Below are 14783 nucleotides of genomic sequence, written 5' to 3'. Positions count from 1 at the left end.
ACCGTACCTGCGGCATAAAGAAGGTCTTAAGAAAACGAACAGGTGCGTATTAACCGATGCTTTTTCGGTTGTACTTTAGCGATTGGCTCGTACAATAGTCACCAATGTTTGGCGGGAACTGTTCTGTAAGGCGTTAAAAAGGAAAGTGAGGACGCCAGTGTTTCAGATAGCCGATCTGCTCGCTATCGTTGCAGGTGCCATCGCGGGCGCGATTGCCTTCCTTCCCTTTGTCTTTACGCTCAAGCCGGTTCTTGACGATAAGCAGAATGCGGACATGCTCAAGGGTATGGTGAGTCTCGCGGTCTCGGCAATCGCGTTGCTTGTCTTTACCTTGGTTGTGTTTGTGTTGTTCGGAGAGGCATTTCGCATGTTCCTCCTGGGCGAGGCGATCGGCTTCGTGGCCTTTATGGCCGCCTGCGCGGTTCGCGTCGCCAAGGCGCTGCGAGATCCTCATGAGGTCGAAAGGTAAGTCGTGGAAATTTTTGAAAAGCTGCCTGATGAGATTAATCATCTGGTCAGCGAGTTCAGCTCCACCCCTGTCGTGGGCGATCTGAGCTGCGGCATCACGCAGTACTCGTTTTGGCTGATCGTCTCCACGATCGTGCTCCTGATCGTCCTGGCCGTGTTCAAGAAGAAGCAGACCCTGGTTCCCAAGGGCTTCTTCGTCAACGGTTTCGAGTACATCATCGAGTACGTCGAGAACGATATCGGCAAGGGTGTCGTGGGTGAGAACTGGAAGAAGCACTTCCCGTTCCTGTGCTCGCTTTTCCTGTTCATCCTGATCAATAACATGATCGGCCTGATCCCGGGAATGAAGCCCGGCACCGGCGCAATCGGCTCCACCGCCGCACTCGCCATTTTCGCCTTCGTGTACTTCATCTACTACGGATGCAAGGCTCACGGCGTGATCGGCTACATCAAGAGCCTCGCCCCGCAGGGCGTGAGCTTCCCGATGAACGTGCTCGTGTGGGTCGTCGAGCTTTTCTCGACCTTCCTGCGCCTCATCACGCTCGCCGTCCGTCTGTTCTGCAACATGTTCGCAGGACACGTGGTCATGGGCTCGTTCGCCATCATGGCGAGCATGTTCATGCAGCCGCTGCTTCAGCAGGTTTCCGCGGCCCACGCCGTCGGCGCCCTGCCTTCGCTGGCCTGGCTTGCCATCCTCATCCTGATCTATGCGATCGAGCTTGTGGTCGGCGCCATCCAGGCTTACGTCTTCACGGTCCTTACCGCCGTGTATGTCTCCGAGGCAGAGGAGGTCGCGGAGGAGGAGTAATCTTCCGTTCGCGCCTTAAAGGTAAGGCAATTCGTTAAACCGCCGGTGCCCGTACCCATGGAGCCCGGCAGTTATAAAAAGGTTATCCTGCGTGAAATAAGACACGCACGACAAAGGAGGAATCGTGGGAGTTATCGGTTACGGTCTCGGTGTTATCGGCGCTGGTCTTGCTATCGGCCTGTCTGCTCTGGGTGCTACGGGTGCTATGGCCCGTCAGCCTGAGGTCCAGGGCCGCGTGTTCACCGTCTTCATCATGGGCTCCGCCTTCGGCGAGGCTCTGGCTCTGATCGGCTTCGTTGTCGCGCTGATCGTTAAATAGCACGGAGCGTCAAGTATGAATCTTTCATCCCAGAAGAGCGCGATCGCACTCTCCGCGTCCGCGGCCGCGCTGCTTATGCCGGTTTCCGCGTTCGCCGAGGACGGCGCTGCCGGTGCGGACATCCTCATCCCTAAGATGGCGGAGTTCATCCCGGCGCTTATCGCCTTCCTGATCATCTGGATCGTGCTGGCCAAGGTCGCCCTGCCGGGCATCATGAAAACCATGGAGGAGCGCGGCAAGAAGATCGAGGAGAGCCTCGACGAGGCCGAGAAGACCAAGCAGGAGGCTATCGCCAAGCGCGCTGAGTCCGACTCGATCGTCACCGACGCCCGTCGTCAGGCTGCCGACATCGTTCTCGAGGCCCGTAAGGACGCCGAGTCCGAGCGCGCCCGTATCATCGAGGCTGCTCACAAGGAGGCCGAGGAGATCATCGCCAAGGCCCATACGACCGTCGAGGACGAGCGCAAGTCCATTTACGCCGGTGCCGCGAGCTCCATCGCCGACCTGTCCGTTGCCGTCGCCACCAAGATCGTGGGCGAGGCACTCGAGGACGATGCCGAGCAGAAGAAGCTCATCGAGCGCTACATCCAGGAAGCAGGTAGCCTGAATGCCGACTAGCCGCTATCAGGACAAGGTGCTCGAGACCTACGCGCGCTCCCTTCTGGAAGCCGCTAAGGCCGAGGACCATGTGTTTGAGGACCTCGAGATGATCGAGCGCCTGGCTTCTGCCAGCCCCGAGATCATCGCCGTGCTCGACACCATGTCCAAGCGCGACCAGCTCGACCTTCTTCCCAAGGTGGCAGCTGCCTTTAAGTATGTTGCCGAGGAAGACGAGGATGTAGTGGGCGTGACCGTCACCACGGCGATCCCGCTCGACGACGAGCTGCGTCAAACCATCACTAAGAAATGCGAGCAGGACTTCGGCCGCAAGGTATTCCTTATCGAGCAGGTCGACCCGTCTATCGTGGGCGGCCTGGTGCTCGAGGCCCGCGGCGAGCGTCGTGACATTTCCGTCAAGACGCAGCTGCGCATCGCGCAGGAGACCCTCGCAAACTCTGCTAATTCGTACGGAGGTGAAGCCTAATGTCCGAAACCCTCAATGCCCAGGATATCGCCAAGAAACTGCAGGAGCAGCTCACGAGCCTCTCCGCGACGGTCGATACGCATGAGGTTTCAACGGTCGATGAGGTAGGCGACGGCATCGCGCGCGTCTCCGGCCTCAAGAGCGCCATGGCAGGCGAGCTTCTGGAGTTCAAGAGCTCCGATACCGGTGAGACCGTCTTCGGCCTTGCCCAGAACCTTGACCGTGACGAGGTCGGCGCCGTTCTGTTCGGTGCCGTCGACTCCATCAAGGAAGGCGACGAGTGCCGCACCACTGGCCGCGTTATGGATATCCCCGTGAGCCGTGCCATGCTCGGCCGCGTCGTCAATCCGCTCGGCCAGCCCATCGACGGCCTGGGCGACATCGTCGCTACGCACCGTCGCCCCATCGAGTTCAAGGCTCCCGGCGTCATCGATCGTACCCCGGTGTGCGAGCCGGTTCAGACCGGTCTGCTCGCTATCGACTCCATGGTGCCTATTGGCCGCGGTCAGCGTGAGCTCATCATCGGTGACCGTAAGACCGGTAAGACCGCCATCGCCATCGACGCTATCCTCAACCAGCGCGGCAAGGGCATGGTCTGCATCTATGTCGCCATCGGCCAGAAGGCCTCCACGGTTGCCAACATCCGCGAGACCCTCGCTCAGCACGGTGCGCTCGACTACACCATCATCGTTTCGGCCACCGCTGCCGATTCCGCCCCTATGCAGTACATCGCGCCTATGGCCGGTGCCGCTATTGGCGAGTTCTTTATGTACAACGGCGAGGACGGCAAGCCCGCCAGCGAGACCAACCCCGGCGGCCACGTGCTCGTCATCTACGATGACCTGTCCAAGCAGGCTGTGGCCTACCGTCAGATGTCGCTGACGCTGCATCGTCCGCCCGGACGCGAGGCCTATCCTGGCGACATCTTCTACCTGCACTCTCGTCTGCTCGAGCGTGCCGTCAAGATGTCCAAGAAGAACGGTTACGGCTCCATGACGGCACTGCCGATCATCGAGACCCAGGACGGCGACGTCTCGGCCTACATTCCGACCAACGTCATTTCCATTACCGATGGTCAGATCTACCTGCAGTCCGAGCTCTTCTTCCAGGGTCAGCGCCCGGCAGTCGACGTGGGTATCTCCGTGTCCCGCGTCGGTGGCGATGCGCAGACCAAGGCCATGAAGCAGGTCGCCGGCAACCTCCGTCTGGACCTCGCTTCCTATCAGGAGCTCGCTGGCTTTACGCAGTTCGGCTCCGACCTCGACGAGGCTACTCAGAAGCAGCTGACCCACGGTGCTCGCATGACCGAGCTCCTGAAGCAGCCGCGTTACAAGCCGTTTGAGGTTGGCGAGCAGATCGTTACGCTGTTCGCTGGCAACGAGGGCTTCCTGGATGACCTGGAGATCGCCGACGTGCTGCCCTTCCGTGCCGAGCTCATCGAGTACATGGACAATGGCTTTGGTTCGCTGCTCGACAAGGTTCGCGCCAAGAAGATCGATGATGACACCAAGGCTGAGCTCTTGCGCGTCATCGGCGACTTCAAGCAGCAGTTCATGGCCAAGCACCATTCGGATGTTTCTGGATCAGAGGAGAACTAAGCCCCATGGCCAACCTTCGCGACATTAAGAAGCGAATCTCCTCGGTTACCACGACCAAGCAGATCACGCGCACGATGGAGATGGTCTCTACGGCCAAGATTCGTCGTGCCCTCGATCGCTCCAAGCAGGCCGAGCCCTATAAGGAGGCGCTGACCGACGTCATGTTGACGGTCGCCGGCGACGCCTCCTGTTCGGGCACCGATCCCATGCTGCAGAAGCATGAGAGCGTCAAGCATGGCCTGATTGTCGTTATTGCCTCGGACCGCGGCCTTGCCGGCGGTTTCAATACGACGGTGGAGCGCACGGCCGAAAAGCTCGCCGCTTCTTGGGCGAACGACGGCATCGAATGCGAGATCATCGCGTGCGGGCGTAAGCCGGCCACGTATTTCCGTGACCGCGCAAACGTTGTCATGCACTTTGAGGGCAACTCCTCTGAGCCCGATTTCAATCAGGCCCGCATGATCTCCTCTCATATCTGCGATGCGTATCGTGCCGGTGAGCTTGACCGTGTCGAGCTTGTCTACCACCACGCCAAGAACCGCGTGGATCAGGAGCTTCGCGTCGAGCATCTGTTGCCGCTCGACCCCGAGATGATCGCTATGGCCCACGGTCCGCGTAAGAACGAGACCGACGCCCCTAAGCGCATCTCGTCCACGTTCGAGTTCGTGCCCTCTCCCGAGCATGTTCTCGGCAAGCTTGTGCCGTCTTATATCCTGACGGTCATCTACCAGGCCCTGATCGATTCGGCGGCTGCCGAGCAGGGTGCACGCCGCAAGGCCATGCACTCCGCGACGGAAAACGCCACCGCGATCATCTCGACCCTTACCCGCACGTATAGTCGCGTGCGCCAGGCTTCGATCACGACCGAGATTAACGAGATCGTCGGCGGAGCCTCAGCATTGGAGGAACAGTAATGGCTAATAACACCGTAAAGCTTGCGGTCGAGGAAGCCACCAAGAAGACGACTGCCGGTGATGGTCGCATCGTGCGAATCATCGGCCCTGTCGTCGACGTCAAGTTTGACGGCGCGGTGCCCCCGATCTACAACGCGCTCACGGTCGAGGCCGAGACCCCGATCGGTCATCTGAGCACGATCCTCGAGGTCGAGAGCCAGCTTCCGGGCGGCGTCGTCCGCACGGTCGCCATGTCCTCGACCGACGGCCTGCAGCGCGGCCTCATCGCCACCGATACCGGTGAGCCCATGAAGATGCCCGTTGGTCCCAAGACGCTCGGCCGCATTTGGAACGTCATGGGCAAGCCCGTCGACGGCAAGCCCATGCCCGAGGTGGAGGAGTTCTACCCCATCCACCATGCAGCGCCCCGTTTCGACGAGCTCACCACCAAGACCGAGATCTTCGAGACCGGCATCAAGGCCGTCGACCTGCTCGAGCCCTACATCCGCGGCGGCAAGACAGGTCTGTTCGGCGGCGCCGGCGTCGGCAAGACCGTTCTGATCCAGGAGCTCATCAACAACCTCGCCCAGGAGCACGGCGGCACCTCGGTGTTCACCGGCGTCGGCGAGCGTACCCGCGAGGGCACCGACCTGTTCCTCGAGATGAGCGAGTCTGGCGTTATCGACAAGACCTGCTTGGTCTATGGTCAGATGAACGAGCCGCCCGGAGCGCGTCTGCGCATCGGTCTGGCCGGCCTTACCACCGCTGAGTACTTCCGCGATCGCGGCCAGGACGTTCTGCTGTTCATCGACAACATCTTCCGCTTCTCCCAGGCAGGTTCCGAGGTTTCCGCACTGCTGGGCCGTATGCCGTCCGCCGTTGGTTACCAGCCCACGCTGGCAACCGAGATGGGCGACCTCCAGGAGCGCATTACCTCGACCAAGACGGGCTCCATTACCTCCGTCCAGGCTGTCTACGTCCCCGCAGACGACCTGACCGACCCGGCGCCTGCCACGACGTTTACGCACCTCGACGCCACCACGGTTCTTTCGCGTAGCATTTCGTCGCTCGGCCTGTTCCCGGCTATCGACCCGCTCGCATCTTCCTCCGACGCTCTCGATCCCTCGATCGTCGGCGAGGAGCACTACCGTGTCGCCGTCAAGGTCCAGGAGCTCCTGCAGGAGTACTCCGACCTTCAGGACATCATCGCCATTCTGGGTATGGACGAGCTGTCCGAGGAGCAGCGCCTTACGGTCAACCGTGCCCGTAAGATTCAGCAGTTCCTCTCGCAGTCCTTCCACGTCGCCGAGAAGTTCACCGGCAACCCCGGTGTCTACGTCCGCGTCGAGGATACCGTCCGCTCTTTCGCCGAGATTGTCGACGGCAAGGCCGATGACCTGCCCGAGCAGGCTTTCCGCTATGCTTCCACGATTGAGGACGTGCGCGAGCGCGCCCGCAAGATGGGGGAGAAGTAGGTTATGCGTATCCGCATCGTGTGCCCCGTGAGCTGCGCCTATGAGGGCGACGCTGCGTTTGTGTCGATTCCGTCCACGGATGGCGAGTTTGGCGTTCTGCCTGCTCACTCCAGCGAGATCTGCACGATCGACCGCGGTTACGTTCGCGTTTCCGATAAGGCCATGGGCACTGTCGACCACACGTTTGCCGTGGCCGGCGGCTATGCCCAGGTTGCGGACGATGTCGTGACCGTTCTCGCCGAGCGCGCTTGCGATTTGGCGACCGTCGATGCCGACAAGCTTAAAGCTGATATTCAAGGTTTTGAAGAGAAGCTGGGTAATTTGTCGGAGGATGATGCACGCCGCGCCTACCTCTATAATGAAATCGCATGGTGTAAGCTCAAGCTTGCCCAATAGTCAAACGATTTAGCGTTCGACCATTTGCGAACACATCATGCCCGGGATGGCCCAGCCACCCCGGGCATGCTTTTTGAAAGGGTAGACCTTGGATATTATCCGCGTTGAGGGTGGCCACGCCATCGGAGGCTCCGTGCCCGTCTCGGGCGCCAAGAACTCCGCGCTCAAACTCATGGCGGCAACGCTTCTGGCGCCGGGCAAGACGACGCTGCAGAACGTGCCCGATATTTCCGATGTCCACGTGATGGGCAAGGTGCTCAAGGGCATGGGCGCTACGATCGATGTTCTCGACGAGCACACGCTCGAGATTGATACCTCTCAGGTCGATTCTTGGGAGGCCCCCTACGAGCTCGTTGCCAAGATGCGTGCTTCCACAGCCGTGATGGGACCCCTGCTGGGTCGCTTCCATCGCGCCAAGATCGCCATGCCGGGCGGCTGCAACCTGGGTGCTCGCAAGATCGATATGCACATTCTTGGTCTCGAGGCCCTGGGCGTTGAGTTCGATACCGCCCACGGTTACATCAACGCTAATGCGCCCCAAGGTCTGCGCGGTACCACCGTCACGCTCGAGTTCGCCAGTGTCGGTGCGACCGAGAACCTCATCATGGCCTCTGTGCGCGCGAAGGGTACCACGGTTATCGACAATGCCGCCCGCGAGCCCGAGATCGTCGATCTCGCCAACATGCTCAACGAGATGGGCGCTAAGATTGTCGGCGCCGGTACGCCTGTCGTGACCATCGAGGGCGTGGAAGAGCTGCATCCCGTTACCCATCGCGTAGTGGGCGACCGCATCGAGGCCGGCACCTTTATCGTCGCCGGTGCGTTGATGGCCGACGATCGCGGTGTCGATGTCACGGGCTTTTGCCCCATTCACTTGGGCATGGTGCTCAAGAAGATGGAGCTTATGGGCATCGATTGCGAGCGTACCGACGACGGCGTCCATGTGAGCCGTGCCGAGCGTATCAAGCCGGTCGACATCCAGACGCTTCCGTTCCCCGGCTTCCCGACGGACATGCAGGCGCAGATTATGGTGCTCTCCGCCCTTGCCGACGGCAGTTCCGTTATTACCGAAAACATCTTCGAGAATCGCTTTATGTTTGCCTCTGAGCTGGTGCGCATGGGTGCCGACATTCGTATCGAGAGCCATCATGCCATGATTCATGGCGTCAAGGGCTTCTCGGGTGCACAGGTTACCTCGCCCGATCTGCGTGGTGGAGCGGCCCTCGTCGTAGCGGGCTTGATTGCCGACGGGACGACCGAGGTTTCGGCCATCCATCACATCAAGCGTGGCTACGAGCAGTTTGTCGAAAAGCTGCAGGCGCTTGGCGCGCATGTCGAGCATGCTACCGTCCCCGATCCCGTCATCTACTAATACAGGTTGCCTATGTTTAATAAAAAGCCCCTCGCGGATACCACCGCCCGAAGACCCTCAACTGGTGCGCAGGCCAAGATCTACAGTCGCGATAACGTGGCTCGCTATTCCGAGCGCGCTCGTCAACGTCGTCGTAGCCACACGATTCGTCACGTCGCGCTCATTGTCGTGCTTGGTGTGCTGCTGAGTGCCACTACCGCTGCCGGCCTGTGGTTTGCCACCATTATGGGCAAGCTCGGCGATTCTAATGTCATTACCGACAATCTGCGTCGGGTTCTGGTTGACACCGATGAGGCAAAGGATCCGTTCTACGTGCTGCTTCTTGGCACCGACGGCCGTCCGGGCGAGGATACGTATCGTGCCGACTCGATTATCCTGGCACGCATCGACCCCACGCAAAAGCAGGCGACGCTCATTTCCGTTCCGCGCGACACCAAGGTCGAGTACAAGGGCGAGACCATGAAGATCAACGCCTGCCATACCGTTGGCGGCGCCGAGGCCATGGTCGAGGCGGTCAACGAGCTGTGCGGTGTTCAGATTTCCCACTATGCCGAGGTCAGCTTCGACGGTATGCAGGCGCTGATTGATTCGGTTGGCGGTATCGACATTAACGCAACCGATGATGTTGACGACCCCGAGCACCTGGATATTAAGATTACCGCTGGCCAGCAGCATATGGACGGTGCCACCGCCCTTACCTATGCCCGCTGCCGCTACACCTATGCCGACGGCGATTACACGCGCATGCGCCACCAGCGTCAGGTGCTTGGCGCCCTTGCCAACCAGATTCTCAATAACTTCGATGCCACGAAGATCTTTGGCCTGGTTAATTCGCTGTCCGATATGCTCGTAACCGATATGAGCGTTCAGGATATCGTGGCTACGGTCAACGCCATGCGCGGTATGGATGTCGACGGTATCTACTCGGCCAACCTGCCCTCGTATGCCGACGACAGCACCATGATCGACGGTGTGAGCTACGTCTTTGTCTACGAGGACGAGCTCAAGGAAATGATGGAGCGCGTCGATGCCGGCAAGGATCCCAAGGGTCCCAACACCATGGGTCTTTCCGACGGTTCCAGCTCTACGATCGGCGACCTGAACAACAACACGTCTGACGACTACGCAAACGGTACCGCAACCTCATCGGTCAGCTCTGACGATTCCGATGACTCAAGCGATTCGAGCGATTCGGACTACTACGAAGAGCCCACCGGCGACGGCAACGGCTACGAAGCCAACTACTAAGTTACGGCGTTTTACCAAACGCCGTAACGGCTTGACGCTGCGCGCCGCCCAAGGCGACAATTTGTCATTCAAAAGGCAGGGCATGACCAGAAGGTCAATGCCCTGCCTTTTTCATGCCAACTTGTTCGCCTTGGACGTCGCTCGCTGACGTTGGCTCAACCTGCGGTGCTGACTACTCCCCTTGCACCAAAAACCGCCCCGTTCTCGGTTCTGAGGACGGGGCGGTTTTGCTTACCTAGATTGTTCGAGTTCCCTATGCAAAGCGGGCGACGAGCTCCTGCAGGACGTCGGTCATCTTGACGAGCGAACTGACCGGGACGAACTCGTTGACGCCGTGGTAGCAATAGCCGCCGGTGGAAAGGTTGGGGCAGGGCAGACCGCGGAACGACAGCTGGGCGCCGTCGGTGCCGCCACGAATTGGCAGCACTTGGGGCTCAACGCCGCAGGCAAGGTAGGCTTCCTTGGCAACATCAATAAGCTCGGGATAGTCACGAACGATCTCGGCCATATTTCGATACTGCTGCTTAATCTCGACCGTCACGCGCTCCTCACCCAGACGCTGGTTGAGCATCGAGGCAGCGGCATCAATAAGGTCGAGTTTCTGCTGGAACTTGGCGGCGTCATGGTCGCGGACGATATAGCGCGCTGTGGCGTGATCGACGGTCGCAGATACACCCTCAAGGTGATAAAAGCCCTCGTAGCCTTCCGTATACTCCGGGCGCTGTACGTAGGGGAGCAACGCGTTGAAGTCGCAGAACAGATTGCCTGCGTTGACCATACGGCCCTTAGCGTCGCCCGGGTGGATGGACTGGCCCTCAAAGCAGACGGTCGCCTCGGCGGCGTTAAAGCATTCCCACTCCAGTTCGCCGATGGGGCCGCCGTCGACCGTGTAGGCGTACTTGCAGCCAAAGGTATCGATATCCAACAGCTCGGCTCCGTGGCCGATCTCCTCGTCAGGGCAGAAGCAAATGCCGAGTGCGGGATGGGGCAGAGAAGGGTCCTGAGCGATACGCGTGACAAGCGACATGATCTCGGCGACGCCTGCCTTGTCGTCCGCGCCCAGCAGCGTGGTGCCATCGCTGCAGACCAGGTCCTCACCTGCGAGGTCGTTCAGGGCGGGAAGCTTGGCGGTACTCATGGCAACGGGCTTACCGTCAACCGTGCCGCAGACCAGGTCGCCGCCTTCGTAGTGTACGATGTGCGGTTTCACGCCGGCACCCGGTGCAACTTCGGTGGTGTCGAGATGGGCGATCAGGCCCAGGGCGGGCTTGTCCTCAGCGCCCGCACTTGCGGGGATATGCGCGCAGACATAGGCGTGCTCGGTCACGTGGGCATCTTCCGCACCAAGCTCGCGCAGCTCTTCAGCCAGCACGTTGGCAAGGTCAAACTGAACGGCGCTCGAGGGTACCTGGTCGCAGTTTGCATCCTCGGACTGCGTGTTGATCTGGACGTAGCGCAAAAAGCGCTCGAGGACATCGGGGTTCGTGGTGGTGTTTTCCATAAAGACCGCTCCAATCTTGGTCGTCGTGTGCAACAAGAACTCTAGCACGGTATGCCACGGCATACCGCGACGCTTGGATGGGGTAGAATCAGCCATTGAATGCAGAAGGGACGGAAGATCATGGATACGACAAATAGCTCGCGCGAACTACATCTGACGGTGGCGAACGAAGACTACTTGGAGTGCATGGTTCGCATTGAAAGCGAAGAGGGGGAAACCAACGGCGTTCGATCGGTCGACATCGCGCAGCGCCTTGGCGTCTCCAAGGCATCGGTCAATAAAGCGGTTTCGGCTCTCAAGGCATCCGAGCTTGTCGAGCAATCGCACTACGGCAAGGTAGTCCTGACCGATCGCGGCCGCGAGGTTGGCACGGCTATCTGGTACCGTCATCGCCTCATCCGCACGTTTTTGGTTCAGGAGCTCGGTGTCGAATTTGAGCGAGCCGATTCCGAGTCCTGCATGATGGAGCATGCGCTTTCCGAGGACACGATGAACCGCTGGCTCGCCTATCTCGAAAAGCAGGGAATCAGCGTCGAGGAATAGCGGGATATATATGGATACGAGTTATTACAACCGGTTTGGTGCCGAGGAACTTACGCGCCGCTTGTCGAGCGAGACCTTGTTGGCGCAGGGTCCCATGGGCAGTGTTCTGTTGAGTGAGTACGATGCCGCCGACATTCCACCGGCGTTTTGGAATCTGGCAGAGCCGCAGACCGTTTCTCGTATCCATCGCTTGTATGTCGCCGCCGGCGCACAGGTGCTCATTACCAACACCTTTCAGGCATCGAGCTATGCCCTCAAGCACGACCAGATTGCGCCGTCCGTGGCGGAGGTCAATCGCGGGGCCGTCGACGATGCCCGCCAGGCGCACCCTCAGCTGCTGCTAGGCTCGATGGGCCCGATCGGTATTGAGTGGTTTGCCGAGGACTCTGCCGAGTATCGTGAAATCCGAGGCATTGCGCGCGAACAGGCGCACGCCTTGCTCAATGCCGGCGTTGACGGTCTGCTGATCGAGACGGTGACGTCTATCCGTAATTTGCAGCCCATGCTTGCCGGCGCCCGAGATGCCGCCGATGGCATGCCTGTTCTGGTGAGTTTTGTCGTTGACGATAAAGGCGACCTGTTGGGCGATGGCCTCAACATCGAGGCAGCCGTTTTGTACGCCGAAAAACACGGCGCAAACTCGGTTGGTGTTAATTGCTGTTCGCTTGCGGCCGCGAACGCGGCGGTGCCCAGGATGGTTACATCGGCGACTACTCCCGTCACGGTGCGTCCCAACGTAGGCGATCCGGTCCAGACTCAGGATGGCCCCGTATGGCACGAGAACCCCGAAGCTTTCGCGCGCGCATGCATCGAATGGAGACATGCCGGTGCCGCAATGGTGGGCAGTTGCTGTGGAACCACGGCAATCACTACGGCCGCGATGGCCGAGGCACTCGATATATAAAGGGCAAAACCGCTCCATACGGGGCGGTTTTTTTATTGCTTGCATGTCCTCGGCAGCATTTGCCCAAATGGTGAATGCTGGTGCCGGCAGGTTGCCGAGTGCATGTTGCGGGTATACCCCATGCGTACCATGATCCAAACACTGTGAGGTGTCTGCGCGTGTGCGCGATAATTCATTTTGGAACTGACGGTTGGCGCGCTCGCGTCGATGAGGACTTCACTGCCGATAACGTTGCCCGTATCGCCGATGCCGTCGGCGAGTTGTGGCAAAAGACCAATCCGGGCAAAACGGTATATATAGGGTTCGACACCCGGCCCCTGGCGCGCGAGTTCGCTGAGCTTGCGGCGGGTGTGCTAGCAGCGCACGGGCTAGACGCCGTGCTCGCTTCGCGACCTGTCCCGACCCCTGCCCTTACGTGGGCGGCGGCTTATGACGGTGAAGCGTGCGGCGCGCTCATGGTGACGGGGTCCCATCATCCGCAGGGCTATCTGTGCCTCAAGATTCGCATGGGTGACGGCTCGACCGCCAACCAGGATGTCATCGAAGAGCTCGAAGAGACTATGGCTCCCGAGCCAATGGGGATCGAGGGGCAATATCGCACCGCGGATATCATTCCTGACTATATGCAGGCGGTGGCATCGTTTGTCGATGCCGAAGCCATCCGCGCCGCGCACCTGCGCGTGGTTGTCGATCCCATGGGCGGCGCAGCCCAGGGCTATCTAGCCGACTTGCTGCGCGAGCTTGGCGTTGAGGTGCACGAGATTCACGCCGGGCAGGCGTCTGACCAAGAAGATATCTGCCCCGACCCCGTTGAGCCTTGGGTGGACGCTTGCGAGCGCACGGTTGTCGAGGACGGAGCTTGCGCTGGCCTGGTGACCGACGGCGACGCCGACCGTATCGGCGCGGTTGACGAGCGCGGCAGATATATACATCCGCATCAGATCATGGCGCTCGTTTTGGGCGACTTGGTTCAATTTCGTAATTTGGAGGGGCGCGTCGTCGTCAATCTTTCATGCTCGACGCTCGTACGTCGCATTGCCGAGGCGCTTGGCTGCCGCGTGACCGTCAAACCAGTCGGTTTCAAATATATAGCGGCGGAGATGAAGAAGGGCGGCGTCCTCATAGGCGGCGAAGAAGCCGGTGGTATCGGCATCGCCGCGCATATGCCCGAGCGCGATGGAATCCTCGCCTGTCTGATTCTGTGTGAGCTTATGGCAAAGACGGACGCGCCTTTGGGCGTTCTGGTCGACCAACTCGAGGACAGTTTTGGTAAGACGAGTTACGGTCGACGCGATTTGCGCCTTGAGGCCGAAGATGCCGAAACGTTACGAACCCTGCTGCCGGGCGTAAACCCCAAGTCGATTTGTGGCAAGGTGCCGCAAAACGTTAGTCATATGGACGGCTTGCGTCTGTCATTCGAGGATGACACGTGGCTGCTGGTCCGTCCTAGCGGGACCGAACCAGTGGTGCGCGTCTACGCCGAGGGGTTCTCGGTGGAAGAACGTGATGAGTTGCTCGATGCTGGCTGTGCTTTAGCTAGGGGGACGTATCCGCTTTAACCATGAGACTGCCTTATATAAAGAGATGCTCGGCGAGCGGTAGTTGACGGCTGGCAAACGTTAGTCGGATCACAAGATGTGTAGGAAATGTGTACGCCCAGATTCCCGCCCACGGCGCCCCTCCGGTCTGGCAATATATCTCCTTGCCGCGCGGCCCGGTCGGACCGGATGAGCCGCAAAGCGTGCACCTTGAGAACCGGATACTGCGAGGATGGACACTTCAAGTGTCGCATCCGGGCAGACATCGAACCATTTGAAATGGTCTAACTTGGATTTGTTTTTCGCAAGGCCGCCGAGAGGCGGCCCCGAGAAATTCCTTTTCCTATACTAAAACCATATGAATCGAACGGAACCGATCAGCGATGAACTGAGAGGACCGGACGGGCTCGAAGCCCATACATTTTGGACGGAGAGTTCGATCCTGGCTCAGGATGAACGCTGGCGGCGCGCCTAACACATGCAAGTCGAACGGCACCTATCTTCGGATAGAAGCGAGTGGCGAACGGCTGAGTAACACGTGGAGAACCTGCCCCCTCCCCCGGGATAGCCGCCCGAAAGGACGGGTAATACCGGATACCCCGGGGTGCCGCATGGCACCCCGGCTAAAGCCCCGAC

Annotated in this window: 15 protein-coding genes and 1 rRNA gene; 15 read left to right on the top strand and 1 reads right to left on the bottom strand. The window is 59.8% G+C overall.

All coding sequences use genetic code 11. From position 1 onward, the window contains the following. Nucleotides 1-157 precede the first annotated feature (157 nt). From AAAX35_RS06305 to AAAX35_RS06255, 11 genes are all read left to right on the top strand, one after another. Nucleotides 158-469, top strand: a complete 312-nt coding sequence (locus AAAX35_RS06305) for a hypothetical protein (protein ID WP_035138788.1) — start codon at nucleotides 158-160, stop codon at nucleotides 467-469. A gap of 3 nt (nucleotides 470-472) precedes the next feature. Further along, nucleotides 473-1276: a F0F1 ATP synthase subunit A gene (gene atpB / locus AAAX35_RS06300; RefSeq protein WP_022094263.1), complete on the top strand. Its 804-nt coding sequence runs from the start codon at nucleotides 473-475 to the stop codon at nucleotides 1274-1276. A gap of 124 nt (nucleotides 1277-1400) precedes the next feature. Next, the gene (locus tag AAAX35_RS06295; RefSeq protein WP_022094262.1) at nucleotides 1401-1595 is read left to right on the top strand and encodes an ATP synthase subunit C; all 195 of its coding nucleotides are present in this window, start codon (nucleotides 1401-1403) and stop codon (nucleotides 1593-1595) included. A 15-nt stretch (nucleotides 1596-1610) separates the two neighbouring features. Next, a complete protein-coding gene (gene atpF, locus AAAX35_RS06290) occupies nucleotides 1611-2213 on the top strand; it encodes a F0F1 ATP synthase subunit B (RefSeq protein WP_006235712.1) in 603 nt (200 codons plus the stop codon). Next, on the top strand, nucleotides 2203-2679 hold the full coding sequence (locus tag AAAX35_RS06285) for a F0F1 ATP synthase subunit delta (protein WP_260699621.1): 477 nt from the start codon (nucleotides 2203-2205) through the stop codon (nucleotides 2677-2679). Before atpF ends, AAAX35_RS06285 begins: the two co-directional genes overlap by 11 nt. Beyond that, nucleotides 2679-4277 (top strand): F0F1 ATP synthase subunit alpha, encoded by a 1599-nt coding sequence (gene atpA / locus AAAX35_RS06280; RefSeq protein ID WP_006235714.1) that lies wholly within the window; start codon nucleotides 2679-2681, stop codon nucleotides 4275-4277. The genes AAAX35_RS06285 and atpA overlap by 1 nt, the downstream gene beginning before the upstream one ends. A gap of 5 nt (nucleotides 4278-4282) precedes the next feature. Next, complete coding sequence (gene atpG, locus AAAX35_RS06275; protein ID WP_006235716.1) at nucleotides 4283-5191, top strand: ATP synthase F1 subunit gamma; 909 nt, start codon at nucleotides 4283-4285, stop codon at nucleotides 5189-5191. Beyond that, nucleotides 5191-6645, top strand: a complete 1455-nt coding sequence (atpD, locus tag AAAX35_RS06270) for a F0F1 ATP synthase subunit beta (protein ID WP_006235717.1) — start codon at nucleotides 5191-5193, stop codon at nucleotides 6643-6645. The genes atpG and atpD overlap by 1 nt, the downstream gene beginning before the upstream one ends. 3 nt (nucleotides 6646-6648) lie before the next feature. Then, a complete protein-coding gene (gene atpC, locus AAAX35_RS06265; RefSeq protein ID WP_006235718.1) occupies nucleotides 6649-7041 on the top strand; it encodes an ATP synthase F1 subunit epsilon in 393 nt (130 codons plus the stop codon). Between the two features lie 88 nt (nucleotides 7042-7129). After that, complete coding sequence (gene murA / locus AAAX35_RS06260) at nucleotides 7130-8413, top strand: UDP-N-acetylglucosamine 1-carboxyvinyltransferase (RefSeq protein WP_349117090.1); 1284 nt, start codon at nucleotides 7130-7132, stop codon at nucleotides 8411-8413. A 12-nt stretch (nucleotides 8414-8425) separates the two neighbouring features. Then, complete coding sequence (locus AAAX35_RS06255; protein WP_006235722.1) at nucleotides 8426-9661, top strand: LCP family protein; 1236 nt, start codon at nucleotides 8426-8428, stop codon at nucleotides 9659-9661. A gap of 253 nt (nucleotides 9662-9914) precedes the next feature. Here the strand turns inward: AAAX35_RS06255 and pepT are convergent, their stop codons facing one another. After that, nucleotides 9915-11162, bottom strand: coding sequence for a peptidase T (pepT, locus tag AAAX35_RS06250; RefSeq protein WP_349117089.1), 1248 nt, complete (start codon nucleotides 11160-11162; stop codon nucleotides 9915-9917). Between the two features lie 120 nt (nucleotides 11163-11282). Between pepT and AAAX35_RS06245 the strand changes: the two genes are divergently transcribed. From AAAX35_RS06245 to AAAX35_RS06230, 4 genes are all read left to right on the top strand, one after another. Then, the gene (locus AAAX35_RS06245; protein ID WP_349117088.1) at nucleotides 11283-11705 is read left to right on the top strand and encodes a metal-dependent transcriptional regulator; all 423 of its coding nucleotides are present in this window, start codon (nucleotides 11283-11285) and stop codon (nucleotides 11703-11705) included. A gap of 10 nt (nucleotides 11706-11715) precedes the next feature. Next, nucleotides 11716-12609 (top strand): homocysteine S-methyltransferase family protein, encoded by an 894-nt coding sequence (locus AAAX35_RS06240; protein ID WP_152067899.1) that lies wholly within the window; start codon nucleotides 11716-11718, stop codon nucleotides 12607-12609. 158 nt (nucleotides 12610-12767) lie between these two features. Then, nucleotides 12768-14168 (top strand): phosphoglucomutase/phosphomannomutase family protein, encoded by a 1401-nt coding sequence (locus AAAX35_RS06235; protein ID WP_271734731.1) that lies wholly within the window; start codon nucleotides 12768-12770, stop codon nucleotides 14166-14168. Between the two features lie 403 nt (nucleotides 14169-14571). After that, a 16S ribosomal RNA gene (locus AAAX35_RS06230) occupies nucleotides 14572-14783 on the top strand; the annotation flags it as partial.

Origin of the sequence: Collinsella sp. CLA-ER-H11 (genome assembly GCF_040092445.1) — a bacterium.
Lineage (GTDB): Bacteria > Actinomycetota > Coriobacteriia > Coriobacteriales > Coriobacteriaceae > Collinsella.
Note: the sequence above shows the minus strand (reverse complement) of the source record. Positions and strands in the feature narration are given on the sequence as shown.